The 14,966-nt window shown below is 69.0% G+C and carries 13 protein-coding genes; 4 read left to right on the top strand and 9 right to left on the bottom strand.

What is annotated here, in order from left to right; all coding sequences use genetic code 11:
• Positions 1 to 11 precede the first annotated feature (11 nt).
• Positions 12 to 1,619 carry a protein kinase gene (locus tag AB1L88_RS14825; protein ID WP_367097451.1) on the top strand — a complete coding sequence of 536 codons (1,608 nt, stop codon included), beginning with the start codon at positions 12 to 14 and terminating at the stop codon, positions 1,617 to 1,619.
• A gap of 67 nt (positions 1,620 to 1,686) precedes the next feature.
• Here AB1L88_RS14825 and AB1L88_RS14830 read toward each other — a convergent pair whose 3' ends face one another.
• The 5 genes from AB1L88_RS14830 to AB1L88_RS14850 all read right to left on the bottom strand — a co-directional run bounded on the left by AB1L88_RS14830 (position 1,687) and on the right by AB1L88_RS14850 (position 8,541).
• Entirely contained in the window at positions 1,687 to 2,613 is a 927-nt protein-coding gene (locus AB1L88_RS14830) for a uracil-DNA glycosylase (protein WP_367097452.1), read from the bottom strand.
• An 85-nt stretch (positions 2,614 to 2,698) separates the two neighbouring features.
• Positions 2,699 to 4,024 carry an NAD(P)/FAD-dependent oxidoreductase gene (locus AB1L88_RS14835; protein WP_367097453.1) on the bottom strand — a complete coding sequence of 442 codons (1,326 nt, stop codon included), beginning with the start codon at positions 4,022 to 4,024 and terminating at the stop codon, positions 2,699 to 2,701.
• 179 nt (positions 4,025 to 4,203) lie between these two features.
• Positions 4,204 to 5,628 (bottom strand): HEAT repeat domain-containing protein, encoded by a 1,425-nt coding sequence (locus AB1L88_RS14840; RefSeq protein WP_367097454.1) that lies wholly within the window; start codon positions 5,626 to 5,628, stop codon positions 4,204 to 4,206.
• A 238-nt stretch (positions 5,629 to 5,866) separates the two neighbouring features.
• Positions 5,867 to 7,255 carry a metal ABC transporter permease gene (locus tag AB1L88_RS14845; RefSeq protein ID WP_367097455.1) on the bottom strand — a complete coding sequence of 463 codons (1,389 nt, stop codon included), beginning with the start codon at positions 7,253 to 7,255 and terminating at the stop codon, positions 5,867 to 5,869.
• Positions 7,252 to 8,541, bottom strand: a complete 1,290-nt coding sequence (locus AB1L88_RS14850; RefSeq protein WP_367097456.1) for an iron chelate uptake ABC transporter family permease subunit — start codon at positions 8,539 to 8,541, stop codon at positions 7,252 to 7,254. The genes AB1L88_RS14845 and AB1L88_RS14850 overlap by 4 nt, the downstream gene beginning before the upstream one ends.
• Before the next feature lie 290 nt (positions 8,542 to 8,831).
• On the opposite strand from AB1L88_RS14850, the gene AB1L88_RS14855 reads away from it, so the two are divergent.
• Positions 8,832 to 9,665, top strand: a complete 834-nt coding sequence (locus AB1L88_RS14855; protein WP_367097457.1) for an FkbM family methyltransferase — start codon at positions 8,832 to 8,834, stop codon at positions 9,663 to 9,665.
• Positions 9,666 to 9,682: 17 nt separating this feature from the next.
• Here the strand turns inward: AB1L88_RS14855 and AB1L88_RS14860 are convergent, their stop codons facing one another.
• A complete protein-coding gene (locus tag AB1L88_RS14860) occupies positions 9,683 to 10,519 on the bottom strand; it encodes a metal ABC transporter ATP-binding protein (protein ID WP_367097458.1) in 837 nt (278 codons plus the stop codon).
• Entirely contained in the window at positions 10,516 to 11,424 is a 909-nt protein-coding gene (locus AB1L88_RS14865) for a zinc ABC transporter substrate-binding protein (RefSeq protein ID WP_367097459.1), read from the bottom strand. Before AB1L88_RS14865 ends, AB1L88_RS14860 begins: the two co-directional genes overlap by 4 nt.
• Before the next feature lie 304 nt (positions 11,425 to 11,728).
• Between AB1L88_RS14865 and AB1L88_RS14870 the strand changes: the two genes are divergently transcribed.
• Both AB1L88_RS14870 and AB1L88_RS14875 read left to right on the top strand, forming a co-directional pair.
• Positions 11,729 to 12,154 carry a hypothetical protein gene (locus AB1L88_RS14870; protein WP_367097460.1) on the top strand — a complete coding sequence of 142 codons (426 nt, stop codon included), beginning with the start codon at positions 11,729 to 11,731 and terminating at the stop codon, positions 12,152 to 12,154.
• A gap of 123 nt (positions 12,155 to 12,277) precedes the next feature.
• Positions 12,278 to 12,700: a hypothetical protein gene (locus AB1L88_RS14875; RefSeq protein ID WP_367097461.1), complete on the top strand. Its 423-nt coding sequence runs from the start codon at positions 12,278 to 12,280 to the stop codon at positions 12,698 to 12,700.
• A gap of 19 nt (positions 12,701 to 12,719) precedes the next feature.
• On the opposite strand, the gene AB1L88_RS14880 is transcribed toward AB1L88_RS14875, so the two are convergent.
• Together AB1L88_RS14880 and AB1L88_RS14885 are read right to left on the bottom strand one after the other, a co-directional pair.
• Positions 12,720 to 13,844: an MlaD family protein gene (locus tag AB1L88_RS14880; RefSeq protein WP_367097462.1), complete on the bottom strand. Its 1,125-nt coding sequence runs from the start codon at positions 13,842 to 13,844 to the stop codon at positions 12,720 to 12,722.
• A gap of 142 nt (positions 13,845 to 13,986) precedes the next feature.
• Entirely contained in the window at positions 13,987 to 14,760 is a 774-nt protein-coding gene (locus AB1L88_RS14885; RefSeq protein WP_367097463.1) for an ABC transporter permease, read from the bottom strand.
• Positions 14,761 to 14,966 lie beyond the last annotated feature (206 nt).

Raw genomic sequence — 14,966 nt, forward strand, 5'->3', positions numbered from 1 at the left:
GATGTTGCGCGATGTCCGATTTCGACTCGGAAATGCTGCTCGAGCGGGCGACCCTGCTCGGGCTGATCTCTCGGGATCAGGCCAACGAGGCCCGGATCGACGCGCAAGACGGTTCGGTCGAGTCGATCCGTCGAGCCTTGATGCGGAAGCAGTTCCTGACCAGTTGGCAGGCCGACAAGCTGCTCAAGGGAGAGGCCAGCGGCTTCTTCTACGGGGGGCACGAGGTCCTCTTCCACCTGGCCGAAGGGACGTTCGCCCGCGTCTATCGCGGGCGGAAGCAAGGATCCGGCGAGCCGGTCGCCGTGAAGGTGCTCCGCCAGCGCTTCACCCAGGACCCCGAAGCCGTCGAACGCTTCAACCACGAAGCCGAGGCCGGCATGAAGCTGGTCCACCCGAATATCGTCCGCATCTACGATTACGGCGCGCAAGACAATCGCTATTACATGATCATGGAATTCGTCGAAGGCTCGAACCTCCGCGACTTCCTCCGCTTCCGGCACCGCCTCGAGCCGGCCGAGGCCATGCCCCTGATGCTCGGGCTCGCCCACGGGCTGCAGCACTCGTTGAGCAAAGGGGTGACGCACCGCGACCTGAAGCCGACGAACATCCTGATCAGCTCCAGCGGGCAGGCGAAGCTCGTCGACTTCGGCCTGGCGACCATCGAGGGGGACGAGCGCAAGATGGCCCAGGCCCACGGCCAGCGCACGGTCGATTACTCGGCCCTCGAACGCACCTGCGGCAGCCAGAAAGGGGACCCCCGCTCCGACATCTACTTCCTGGGTTGCGTCTATTATCAGATGATCACCGGACGGCTTCCCCTGCCCGAGGTCGAGGCCGACGACTTCCTCGCCAAGATGCTCAAGCGCAGTTTCGGCGCCATCAAGCCGATCAGCGAGATGGACCACGCTCCCGCTCCGGAGCTGTCCCGCATCATCGAGAAGATGATGAAGATGGACCTGACCAAGCGCTACCAGAACATGAAGGAGGTCGTCGCCGACCTCGAGGACTATTACCTGGAGATGACCGGCCAGGCCGCTCCCAAGGCCGAGGTCGAGGCCGAGGAGGAGTTCGACATCGAACGCCTCTTCATGCGACGCCGCGAGGAAGACCGGGCTGCCCTCGAAGCCGGCGAGACCCCCGCCCCCGACGAAGCCTTGCCCGAGGATGAGGACTTCGAGCTCGGCGTTGCCGAGGACGCCCCCCCCGCCGAATCACCCTACGAGGCTCCTGCGATCAAGCAGCGTCGCGTCCTCTGCGTCGAAGCGCAAGACGCGATCCAGGATGCCTTCCGCAAGACCCTCTCTCGCATGGGCTATCGGGTCCTGATCGTCGGAGATCCCGAGATCGCCGCCGAGCGCTATCGCGAATCGCCGGTCGACGTGGTGATCTATGACATCGACGGCCTGGGGAGCCGGGCCCTCGACGCCTTCCTCGACATGCACGAGAAGGCCCATGAAGACGGCCATGAGCTGCACGCCCTGGTCTTGCTCGGCCCCCGGCAAGGACACCTCGCCCCCCGGCTCCCCGAGGACGACCGCCTGATCGTGCTCGTCAAGCCGATCAAGATGAAACAGGTCCAGGACGCCTTGAGCCAGCTCGCCCCCGTCCAGACCAGCTGACCCCGCCGTCTCGAAGGGGCAGGGGAGGTGCTCGATTGATGGATCGGGACGTGTGAACACACGCCGATCAGCCTCCCGCGCCCCGTTTCTGGATCGGAATCCCCATGGCTTTCATCAGCATCTGCAAGTCCTCCCACGTGTCCTTCTTCGCCGAGGGGTTCCGAAGCAGGTAGGCCGGGTGCCAGGTGGCGATGGTGGGAATCCCCTTGTACCGTTGCCATTTGCCCCGCAGGCGGCCCATCGGCATCGACGTATTGAGCAACGTCTGGGCGGCCGGCTTCCCGAGCAGACACAGGAACTCGGGGCGGATGATCGCGATCTGCCGTTCCAGATAGCCGATGCAGTTGCGCACTTCCTCCGGCTCGGGATCACGATTGTTCGGCGGGCGGCACTTCACAATGTTGGCAATGAACACGTCCTCGCGCCTCAAGCCCATGCCCTTCGAGATCATGTCGTCGAGCAGCTTTCCCGCCTTGCCCACGAACGGCCGGCCGGTCTCGTCCTCGGTCTGACCGGGGCCTTCTCCCACGAACATCAGGCGAGCGGTGGCGTTCCCTTCGCCGGGAACCGTATTGGTCCGGTTGGCGCAAAGGATCTCGCATCGAATGCACCCGGCGATCTCCTCGGCCAGGACGCGAAGCGCCTCCGGCCGCTCCTCGGGCGGAAGGACCGGCTCGGCGATGGCCGGTTCGTCGAACAGCGAGCCGAGCATCGTCGGGATGGCCGGCGCCGTCTTCGGATTCGGAGGCGACGGCCGGCGCCGAGGGCCCTGGGCCGTGGTCGGCAACGTCGGTCGCGCCTCCTGCGGCTCCGGCCGATCGATCGGCGGGGCTTCGGTCGCCTCGGCTCGATTCGCCTGAGGCAGGGGTTGAGCGGCCTGGACGGGCGGGAACTCGGGAAGCGGTCCCAGCGGAATCCGGTCCAGACCGGCTCGGGTGAGCGCTTCGAGTCGCTGGCGGACCTGGCGAATCAGGCGTTGGTGATCAGCGTCCATGCGCGTCCTATCCGATGAAGAGAACAATCGGCCAATGAACTGATCTGAATTCCCATCGGTCGACGAGCGGGGCGACGGCGGGGCCTCAGGGCTGGCCGACGCGGAGGTCCTTGCCCGAGCGGTCCACCTCGTCTTGCTCCCGGCCGAGTCCATGCCAGGTCGTCGTAATCAGCCGGGCGCCGCGATCGTAGGTCAGATACGAGTACGCCCATTGAATCATCACCAGCACTCGGTTCCGGAACCCGACCAGGAAGAAGATATGCACAAACAGCCAGAGCAACCAGGCAGGTAAACCGGAAAACTTCAGGCCCCGCAGGTTGGCCACGGCCGAGGCCCGGCCGATCGTCGCCAGTAAGCCCTTATCGACATAATGAAACGGTTTCCGAGGTTTGCCCGATCGCTGCTCGAGAATCGTCCGCGCCGCGTATCGCCCGGCCTGGGTCGCGGCCGGGGCGACCCCCGGAATCATTTCCCCGTCCTGGAACGCGGCCATCAGGTCCCCGACCACGAAGACCTCGCTGTGACCGGGGAGCGTCAGGTCCGGTTCCACCTTCACGCGTCCCGCCCGGTCCAGCGGCCCTCCGAGGCACCTGGCCAGGGGAGACGCGGCCACCCCGGCGGCCCAGATCATCGTGCGGGCATCGATCCGCTCGTCGCCGATATTCAGGCCCTCGGCGTCGATGTGAGTGACCCTGCTGTTCAGCCGCACCTCGACCCCGAGCCGTTCCAGTTGCTTCAAGGCCGATTCGGACAGGTCCTCCGGGTAGGCCGCCAGCACCCGGGGCCCCCCCTCCAGCAGCAGGATGCGGGCCTGGGTCGGATCGATCCGGCGGAAGTCGCGGGCGAGCGTCTTCCGGGCCACTTCCGAGAGCGTGCCCGCCAGCTCGACCCCCGTCGGCCCGGCCCCGATGATGGCGAAGGTCAGCGCGGCCCGGCGTCGGCCCGCATCCGATTCCCGCTCGGCCACCTCGAACGCCGAGAGCACCCGACGGCGGATTTCCAGGGCGTCCTCGACGCTCTTCAGCCCCGGGGCATCCCGTTCCCATTCGTCATGGCCGAAGTACGAATGCCCCGCGCCGGTCGCGACGATCAGGAAATCATAAGGGATCTCCCCCTGGTCGAGCGTCACGACCCGCCGACTCGGGTCGATCGCCTGGACCTCTCCCATCAGGACACGAATGTTCTTCGATCGCCGGACGATCCGGCGGATCGGCATGGCGATGTCCGCCGGATTCAGGGCCGCCGTGGCCACCTGATACAGCAACGGCTGGAACAGGTGGTGATTCGTCCGGTCAATGACGGTCACGTCGACCGCCTTGCCGCCGAGCACCTTCATGGCGGCCAGGCCGGCGAAGCCCGCCCCGAGAATCACGACATGGGGCCGCTCTCGGCGATCGTCGTCGGAAATCATCGATGAACCATTCATGATTCGAGTGTACGCTCGAATCGGTCTCCCGTGAAGGGGCCTGGCGACGGATCGGCCACCACCCCCTTCGACGCGCGACGCCGGAACACCGGGGAATGCTCCGATGCGTGGGCTGCTGCCGGCCGGGGTCGGGCCGATCCGTCGCCCGCCGCCCGAGGCGACGGCTACGGCTGCGGGACAAGCCGGGCAGGCCGGTCTTCCTCGGCCGGGGGGCGAAACTCGGTCCGCAGCCAGCGGTTCCAGGCCGCGACGTCGTACCCGAGGTTCGTGCCGGTCAACCGCTCAAGGGCCGCCAGCACCTCGACATTGCGGTGCTGATACGGGCGCACCACGCGCCGAGGCACCGGAGGAGGCGGCACGGGGGTGGCCACGCCCCCCACGTTCCCGACAACCATACCGCCCCCCTGACCCTGATACTGGAAGACGGGGACCGCCTGGACGCCGAACGCAATGGCCCCCGGCGCGACGGCCGGGCCCGTCAGCACCGGGATGCTCGGGCCGCTGCTGAAGCCGAAGGCCGGGCCTCCCGCGCTCCCGAAGTTGACGCCCATCCCCATGCCTCCCCCGACCGGCTCGCTCGGGACCAGCACCGTTTCGACCCGCTTCTGCACGCTCACGAGCGCCGGGATGAGCTTCGGCACCGCCTCGGTGGCCCCCAGGCCCGCCAGGGCCCAGGCAGCCCGCCCCACGCGGTCGGGATCAGACTTGCCCAGCTCCCGGATCAGCTTCGGCACGACCGTCGGCTCGCGCCGACGCGCCAGCTCGTTGAGCATCGACAGCCGGACCTGCCGATCCTCCTCCCGAATCAGCAGATGCACCAACCCCGAGTCGGCCATCGGGTCGTCGATGGTCCCCAGCAACTGCGAGAGGATCAGCCTCAGCTCCACCCCCTGTCGGCCGAGCCGGTTGACCAGCGGCACCACGGCATCGGGGTCGTTAATTTGTCTCAATTGCTGCTCGGCCTCGGCCCGCTCGACGGGGGTTCCTTCCGAGAACGCCTTCACCAGGACATCGAGCCGTCGCGCCCAGGTCTCCTGAGACTCCGACATCCGTTGCTGCTCGCTCAGGTCTTCCTTCGCCTCCGGGGTCACCCATCGGCCGCCGTGCTTGACCAGCCCCTGCAGCTCCCGCCGCTCGTCGTAGGTGATCCAGCGGCCGTCGAAGAAGACGCGGCCCAGCTTCTTCTGGGCCAAGGCATGATTCTCGTCCAGCTCGACGGCCCGACCGTGATGCACCAACGCCGGGCCCGAAAGCCCTTGCTCCTCGCACCAGAGGCCGAGGTCGAAATGGGCGTCGGCGCTTTCCTCGATCGTCGCCCGGCGCCTCAGGTACTCATCCATCGGAGACGCTTCCGGCACGATCTTCTCGATCTGATCGCGCCGGAAGACGTATGGCCGCGACGCGGTCGCCGTGTAGATCTCCACATACCCCGGGCGGTCCTCGATCGGCTTGACCGCGCCCTGGAGCGTGCCCCCCCCTCGGATCTTGACCTGATCCGCCCGGACCTCGTCCGTCGAGCCGATCAGGATCAGGGCCGCCGCCAACGCCGCGACCCATGCTCCCCCCGCCGCTGCTCGGTTGCGCCGCATCTCGACCCCCGTTGTGTCTCACTCGGTGACCATCGTGCGAGTCGGCGAAGACTTGCCAATCCTCTCGTCGATTTTACGACCCTCACCGCGACATCGGCAACCGAACGTCATCGAGATGTTAAGCGGCGCAAACTCTGGATTCTCGGTGGTTTGCGACTTGGAAGCCGATTGGGAAGGCTTGAGGGGGGCGTCGCCAAGCACCTGCCGGCCGCCCGGCCCCGATCGCCCCTCGGCCCGCTCAGGGGCGCTCCGGCGGGATGCTCCGGCCATGCGGGTCGGCGGCGGGGGCCTGGAGGTCGGCGTCCAGCTCGGCGCGGAGGCCGGGGCCGATGAAGTGTTCCAGCCGCTCGGCCGGGTCGTGCAGGTGGTCGGGAGGCAGGTCGAAGTGGGTGCTCAGATACGACTCCCAGAGCCGGTGGGCCCGGACCAGTTCGCGTGCCTCGGCCCGGCCGAGGTCGGTCAAGGTCGGCGGCCCGGACGCGGAGTCGCTCACGAGCCCGCCGCGCCGCAATTGCCGGCGAGCCAGGGCCTCGACCCATCGCGTCCTGACCGACGCCGCAGCCGGGGCCTCGTCCCCGACCGGCGAGGTCTGCTCCTCGTCCCGATAGAGCCGGGCCAGAATGTCCTCTCGGGCGATCCGGAGCGACAGCCGGAGCCGGGTGATCGCCCGGGCCAGCATCCCCTGGTGGGGGGCCATGATCACGGCCAACGCGAACAGAGCCCCCGCCACGACCGCCATCATCCCCGCCACGCTCGAATTCAGGGCCACCGCCCCCCGATACCCGAGCGCCGAGCAGAGCACCGCCACCCCCGAGGCCGCCAGCATCATCCTCAGCAGCCGATCGCTCAGCAGGTGGGCCGTCGCCGCCGGAACAATCAGCATGGCCACGACCAGGATCGAGCCGACCGCCTCGAACGCCGCGACCGTCACCCCCGCGACCATCGCCATCAAGGCGTAATGGATCACCGTCGCGTTGATCCCCACCGCCGTCGCCAGCGGGGCGTCGAACGAGACGAGCAGCAACTCCTTCCACAGCAAGGTCACGAACCCGAGCGTCGCCAGCGCGACCAGCCCCAGCCCCCAGAACGACCGCGGCACCTCGATGCCGCCGATCGGACTGCTCTCCAGCGGCGCCAGCTCGATCAGGCCGTACAGGACGCATCCGGCGTCCAGGTCCACGTCGCTCGCCGCGTGGGTGATCAGCAGGACCCCGGCCGCGAACAAGGACGTGAACACCACCCCCAGGCTCGCGTCCTCCGGCACCTTGCCGAGCCTGCTCAGCAACTGGGTCAGGACCGCCGTCAGGATGCCGACCACCATCGCCCCCGCCACGATCGCCGGGCCGATCAACTGCCCGCTCAGCAAAAATCCGAGCGCGATCCCCGGCAAGACCGCGTGGCTGATCGCGTCCCCCAGCAGGCTCAACTGCCGCAAGACGAGGTAACAGCCCAGGACCGCGCACGGCACGCTCGCCAGCACCCCCAGCGCGATCGTCCAGCGGCCGATCTCGTCGCTGACCGCCAGGGCCCATGCCGTCGGGACCGCAACAGCCAGCAGCCAGGCGATTCCCAGGCGACGCCCCGCCAGCCACCCCGGACGGGCCTTCGATTCCGATGGCGTGCTCATGGTGCCAGCCCCCTCGGCCCCGGATCGGGCAATCGGCCGGTGTCTCGAAGCCCTTGCTCCAGCTCGGCGATGAGATCGGGGGGCAGCACCTCGGCCGTCTCCTGCGAGAGATCCGCCATCGTCCCCGCCAGTTCCGGCGCGTGCAGCAGGAACTGCTCCCAGAGCCTCTGGTCGCGGGCCACGGCGCGGGCACGTCGCAAACCGTCCTCGGTCAGGGTCATCACGGTCCCCCCCGAATCCGGCTCGACCCGCAATGCCCCTTGACGGACCAGGCGGGCCAGGATCGCCCCCCGGCGCCGCCGGTTCGTGCCGTTCCGATCGAGTTCCCCCGCCGTTTCGATCGGCCTCAGGTTCGGCAGGTCGGGCTCGACCAGGTCGTAAAGCCGGCGGAGGATCGCCCGGTCATCGAGCGATCGCCGGAATCGCCACGCCGCCACCGCCCGACCGAGCACCCCCCGCCTCGGCGCGACCAGCACCGAGAGCAGGAACACCGACGCCCCGACCAGCACGATGATCGGCCCGGCCGGCATCCCCGCGTATCGGGCGCTCAACGCCGTGCCGATCAGGCCGATCACCAGCCCGAACGCCGTGGCCAGCACCAGCAACGGGCCGAGCCGATCGGTCCAGAACCGCGCCGCCGCCGCCGGCAGGATCAACAGGGCCGCCATCAGGACCACGCCCACCATCGGCAGGCCGAAGACGACCGCCAGCGCGATCAATCCCATCAAGAGCAGATCCAGCGGCAAGACCGGCCAGCCCTGCACCCGGGCGAAGTCGGGGTCGAAGACCGTCAGCTTGAATTCCTTGTACGCGAGCAGGATCACGAGCAGGCTCACCAGCGAAACCCCGCCGATGATGAACACGTCCTGCCGGATGATCCCCGCCGTCTTGCCCAGGATGTACGAGTCGAGCCCCGCCTTGCTGCCGACCCCCGGCGTGTTCTGGACGATCCGGCTCAGGACCACCCCCGCGCCGAAGAAGACGCTCAGCACGATCCCGATGGCCGCGTCCTCCTTCACCCGCGTCTGCGACCGCAAGCCCGAGATCACCGCCACGCCCAGCAGGCCCGACACCAATGCCCCCGCCAGCATCGCCGGCAGGTTCCGCTGGCCGACCGCCAGGAACGCCAGCGCCAGGCCCGGCAAGGCCGCATGGGCCAGCGCGTCTCCCGTCAACGACCGCCTCCGCAAGACGGCGAAGCTCCCCACGAGCCCCGCATTGGCCCCCAGCAGGCCGGTCCCCAGCAAGACGATCAGCGTGTTGTACGTCAGGAATGATGTCGTCATGCCCCAGCCTCCCGCTCACCGAAGGCGTCACGCGAACCCCGCATCGGGCAGGCCCCCCCCATACCTCCTCGCCGAGCCTCAAGGGCACGCGCCGTACCCTCTCCAGCCCCTCCCCTCTCTCCTCCTCTTCTTCTCTGCGACTCCGCGTCTCTGCGCGCGGACCCCTCTCCCCCTCCCCCCCGGTTCGCATTGACCCCTTCGCCGGCTCGTGCGAGAGTACGCCCCTGCGATCGTCCGCGATCAGACAGGACGTCCACCCCGATCGATCCTTGCCAGGAGGGTTGTACCGCATGCTGCCGCGGATGGTCTCCTACGCCGGAAATTTCGAAGACGTCCTGCTCCGTCGCGCCTTCGCCGGCCAGCCGGCCGGCTTCTTCATCGACGTCGGCGCCTACGACCCGGTCGACGGCTCGGTCACCAAGCATTTCTCGCAGCTCGGCTGGCGAGGCATCAACATCGAGCCCGACCCGGCCCCCTTCGCCCGCCTCGTCGCCGATCGGCCCAATGACATCAACCTCAACCTGGCCCTCTCCGACTCCGAGGGCACCCTCCGCCTCTACACGGCCGAAGGGGCCGCGCATCCCTCGGTCGATCGGAACCTGATCACCGGATGGTTCGGCGCCCGCCCCGAGGACGTCCGCGAAATCGAGCTGCCCGCCACCACCCTGGCCGCCGTCTGCGAGGCCCACGTCCCGCCAGGCCAGGCGATCGATTTCCTCAAGGTCGACGTCGAATCGCATGAGTATGAGGTCCTGCTCGGGAACGACTGGGACCGCTGGCGGCCTCGGGTGCTCATCGTCGAATCGTCGGCCCCGGAACGCTGGGAGCCGGCCCTCTCGGCCGCCCGCTACCACTTCACCCTCTTCGACGGCATCAATCGCGTCTATGTCCGAGGCGAGGACGCCCACCTCATCCCCCTCCTGAGCGTGCCGGTCAACCAGACCGACAACTTCGACATCTTCGGGTATGCCCATCAGATCGCCGACCTGACCCATCGCCTCGACACCTACCGGCAGATCGGCCCGAGGGCCTTGCACGTGGCCCGCTGGCTCCACGACCGGGCCGAGCGCCACCCCCGGCTCGCCTCGATCGCCCGCCAGTGGCTCGGGCGTGCGGCCGGCTGAGGTGCCCTCGGCTCGCCTCACTCGCTCCGTTCCCTCGCCTGGACCGCCGCCCCCGCCGCCTCGAGGATCGCCAGCCGGCCGCCGTAGGTCTTGCGCAGGTTCTCGGCCGTGAAGGTCGAAGGGGTCGGCCCGTGGGCAATTAATCGCATGTTCAGCAGGATGGTGTAATCGAAATACTCGGAGACGGTCCTCAGGTCGTGGTGGACGACGAAGACCGTCTTCCCCGAGGCCCGGAGATCCCGCAGCAGGTCGAAGATGACCGCCTCGGTGGCGGCATCGACCCCGGCCATCGGCTCGTCCATGAAGTAGACCTCGGCCCGCTGGGCCAGGGCCCGGGCCAGGAAGGTCCGCTGCTGCTGGCCGCCGGAGAGCTGGCCGATCTGGCGGTCGGCCAGGTGCAGCAAACCGACCCGATCCAGGCATTCGCGCGCCCACGAGCGTTCGGCCGCCCCCGGCCTCCGGAACCAGCCGAGCCGCCCGTAGGTCCCCATCAAGACCACGTCGAGCACCGTGACCGGGAACTCCCAGTCCACGCTCTCCCGCTGCGGCACGTAGCCGATCTTCCGCCGCTGCGACGACACCCGCCTGCCCAGCAAGTGCACCGAGCCGCTCGCCATCGGCACCAATCCCAGGATCGCCTTGATCAGGGTGCTCTTGCCCGCGCCGTTCGGCCCGACGATCCCGGCCAGGCACGGCCCCTCGATCGTCAGGTCCACATCCCAGAGGACCGGCTTGCGTTGATAAGCGACCGTCACGTCGTGCACGTCGAGCACCGGGGCAGGGGGGGCCGCGTCTGGAGCGGCGGTCGCGCTCGCGGCCGCGTCACCCCGATCGAGGAACGAGGCGGAATTCATCGCAACGCCTCCGTGATTGTTGACACGTTGTGCCGGACCATTCCCACATACGTCCCTTCAAGGGTGCCTGCCGGACCCATCGAATCGGAGAAGAGTTCTCCCCCGACCCGGACCCGATGCCCCCTCGCCTCGCACCCCTCGACCAGGGCCCGGACGTTGCGGTCGCTCACGCTCGCCTCGACGAACACGGCGGGCACGCCCCGTTCGACCAGCAGATCGACCAGCGCGTTGATCTCGTGGACGCCGGCCTCGCTCTCGGTGCTGATCCCCTGGATCGCCTGCACCTCGATCCCATACGCCCGGCCGAAGTAGCCGAACGCGTCGTGCGCGGTCACCAGCAACCGCCGCGATTCGGGGATCGCCGCGACCTGCCCCCGGACCTCCGCGTCGAGCCGGATCAGCTCATCGCGGTAGGCCTCGGCATTCTGCGCGTATTGCGAGGCGTACGGCGGGTCGAACCCGGCCAGGGCGTCTCGGGCCGCATCGACCACCTCGGCCCACAGGCTCACATCGAACCAGACATGGGGGTCGACCTGCCCGCCGCTGGTCTCCAGCAGCGAACCCGCCGCGATCCCGTCGGCCAGCGGGACCGAGGGCTTGCTCCGCCCGAGCCGATCGAAGATCTCCCCCATCTTCCCCTCCAGGTGGAGCCCGGAGAACACGATCATGTCCGCCCGGGACAGGGCGAGGATGTCTCCCGGCGACGGCTTGTAGAGGTGGGGGTCCACCCCTTCCCCCATCAGGGCCGTCACCTCGACCCGATCACCCCCGACCCGTCCCACCACCTCGCCCACCATGCCGGTCGAGCAGACCACCCGGATCGGCCCCGAGCCCTCGTAGGGTCCCGTGCCCCGCCGGCCCGAGTCGGGCTCTCCCGCGCAGCCGACTGCCAGCACGGCCAGCACGACCAATCCAACCCGCAGGACCGAGGCGCGATTTTCGCCTCGGACCCTTCCCGGCCGCCCAGTCCGGGCGAAATTAAGACTGGCCCATACCGCTTGCGGATCATTCGCCACGGCAGTCGATCCTTTCCCGTTCGAATGCGCCCTCGTGATGATCCAAGTCTACGCGACCTTCATGGGGGACGCAATTCGATTTTTTGGAAGCCCCAAAAGTCCGGTCGTTCGGCGACGGGAGTCGCCTCGCGAGGCCGGTCGGGGCGGATCAGCTCGGGCACGATCCCGAGGCAACGAGACAAAGGAGCGAGCAATGTCCCGACGGTTCAGGATGGCCCTCGGCCTGGCGGTCGTGCTGGTCGCGGCCGGCAGGGTAGAGGCCCAGGGGTGGCGGGTGATCGACCCGGCGCCGCAGCCTTACCTCGGCAGTTCCCAGTCGATCTCGGGCTTCCCGGCGGCCTCGGCACAAGGGGCCGGGTATGGGCGTCGGGCCGCCTCGGGAGGGCTGATCGAGACGGCCGCCCGGCGGATCAACCCGTTCGCCGCCCCGTGGCGGGCCTCGAATGTCGCCTTCGCTCCCCAGGTCTACCGCCAGCCTCAGGGCGTCTCGACCAACCAGGTCCGGCGGCCCTTCTTCGGGACGCGAGGCCCCGGATACCGGCTCGTCCAGCCCTCGACCCCGCTCGGCGTGCCCGCCACCGGCCCGATTCCCGGCGCAGATTGCCCAACTTGCCCGTAGTGGGGTATGCTTCGATGGCCGAGCCGCCGGGCATTCTTCCTCGATCGCCGGGCGGCGAGCCTCCAGGGGTCCGAAGCGACCAGGACCGAGCCTCTGCTGTCAATCACCCGGAGCATCATTGAGATGAGGCAAATGATCGGCGCGGCCCTGCTCGGGATCGCCGTCTCCCTCGGGTCGGCCCAGGTCGGCCGGGCCCAGTCCGTGGCCGGCCCGGCCCAGCCGATGGCCGCCCCGGTGTACGACCCTCCGGGGTATTACGGCATGGCCTGGGGAGTCCCGAGCTACGGCGTCCCCCGGACCCATTCGAACTTCGCCACCCCTTTCGGCGGCGTCGGATACGGCTACGGTTACGATCCGTACACGCTGCTCCCGGGGTCGTTCGGGGCCTCGCTCTGGCGTCCCGGATCGCGCGATCCGGGCGATTACGCCGCCCCGGGACGCTACAGCACCTTCCCGATCGCCCGGGGCGGGGTCACGCCGCCGTCGGGGGTGCCGGTCGGCTTCTATGCTCCCGCCCTGGGCCCCCCGATCGTCGTCCGGCCCTGACCCGACCGACCCCCGCCGATCACGAGGGCGTCTGGGGGGTGAAGAGGATGATCTCGACCCGGCGGTCGGGGAACGCCCCCTGGGGTTCGGCCGAGGGCAGACGGGGCCTGTGCCGCCCGAACCCGACCGCCGCCACCGTCCTCGACCGGAACCAGCCGGCCGAGTTGATCCCGTGGTTCTCGACCAGGTACTCGCGGATCGCCTCGGCCTGCTGCTGGGTCAGGCGCTCGGCCATCAGGTCGTCGAGCGAGCTGTCGGTGAACGAGGCGATGACCACCTCGGTGTTCTTGGCCAGGTGTTCCTTGGTCCATTCGGCCACGCGGTTCAGCTGGTCCCGGCCCGCCTTGGTCAGCACGGCCCGGCCGGGGCTGAACAGGTCGGATTCGGAGATCATCATCGCTTCCCGGCTGGAATTGGGCCGGTAGAGGGCCAGCTCGCGGTCGTCGTAGCCGCGTCGGGAGAAGTAGCGCGAGATCGGCCAGGTGTTCTTCAGGGCGTCCAGGTTGTCCTGGATGTCGGAGAGGGTCCGCTCGCCCCGGTCGGTCAGGCGGACGAGCCGGTTGACCGGCTCGTCGTCGGTCAGGAGCCGGCCGAGGGTGCCTTCCCCCTCCCGGATGGCCGAGGCGATGGCGTTGACCTCGGCCAGGCCTTCCTCGGCCGACCCGGCCACGGTGTCGAGCCGCTCGAGGGCCTGCGAGGCCTTCTGCATCAGGTCGGCCAGCTCCATCGGTCGGACGCTGGCGATCAGGCCGCCGTCGGGCAGGACGTCGGCGTCGGCGCTTCCCGGCTGGATCTCGACGACCCGGGCGCCGACGACCCCCTGGGTGATGATCCGGGCCTCGGCGTCGGTCCGGATCAAGGGGCGGAGCCGGGCGTCGATCCGCAACGTCAGCCGGACCGGGTCGCCCGGGGTCGCCGGGGGGACGATCGCCTCGACCACACCGGCGTCGACCCCCTGGACGAAGACGCGCCCGCCGGGCTCCAGGCCGCTGATCGAATCGAAGGCGGCGGCGAGGTGATAGGTCTCCTGCACCTGCCAGTTCTTCCCGGCGACCTGGACCGCGCCGAAGCCGGCCATCGCCAGGATTCCCAGGCAGAACACCCCGTTGGCCAGGGCCCGCAGTGGGCCGATCTCTCGATGCATGGCGTTCGCCCCTTGGTGCGTTGGTCCGATCGGGAGGGAGCAGGGTGCCGACTGCCTCTTCTGGCTCCCGAGTCGATTGGCCTGCCTTGGATTCTATTGTACGACGCAAACCGCCCGGATTGGTCAAGAGGAGTCTCTGCGATTACCCGACCCACCCCACCGCCGCCGTGGCCCACTGGATCACGGGGACGAGCAGCACGTTGGCCCCGAAGATGAGCAGGACCGAGGCGACCACCCCCCGGGTCGCGGCGCCGCCGATCGCCTCGGTCGAGCGTTCCGAACTGAGGCCCACCCAGCAGCCGACCAGGCCGACGATCAGGCCGAAGACGACCGTCTTGAGCGTGCCGGGCACCACGTCGGCCAGCCTCAGGTAGTCGAGGCAGCGTTCCGCGTACGCCTGGCTTGTGAGGGAACCGCCGGTCAATTCGGCCGCCAGGCCGCCGAGCAGGGCCGCCGCGTCGAGCACGATCGTCAGCAGCGGCACGGCCAGGGCGCAGGCGACGACCCGGGGGGCCACCAGGCTCGGCAGGGCCGAGGCCCCCAGGACCTCGGCCGCATCGACCTCCTCGGTCAACACCTTCGAACTCAGCTCGGCCGCCAGGCCGGCGCCGAGCCGGGCCGCCACGAGGATCGAGGCCAGCATCGGGCCGGTTTCGACCAGGACGGCCGCCGCCAGGACACTTGGCAAGGTCGCCTCGACCCCGTACCGGACCAGCAGGCGGCGGGTCTGGAGCCACGAGACCAGGCCGATGCTCAGGCCCGCCACCGACACCAGGGAGAGGCTGCCCCAGGCCACCCGCTCGAACTGGCGGAGCACCTCGCCGGGCCTGCGGACGATCGCCCAGGGCGCGATCAGGAGGGCCCGGGCGGCGAAGTCGGTGAACCGACCCAGGCGGATCAACCCATCAAGCAGCATGGTCGTATCCCTTGCCCGTGCCGGGGCGTCTGGTCCGGGGCCGTTCTCCGGGGTGCATCGTCTCGCTCTTGGAATCGGACGCGGTCCGTCGTCGGAATCGCTCCGGGACCCGGGACTTGCGCTCCAGGGTGAACGATTGGGGGAGTTGGGGAGTTCATCGAGGGACTCGTATGATAGGATAAACGTAGGGGTTCGGTTGGCCCTCC

The organism is Tautonia sp. JC769, from assembly GCF_040717455.1.
Lineage (GTDB): Bacteria > Planctomycetota > Planctomycetia > Isosphaerales > Isosphaeraceae > Tautonia.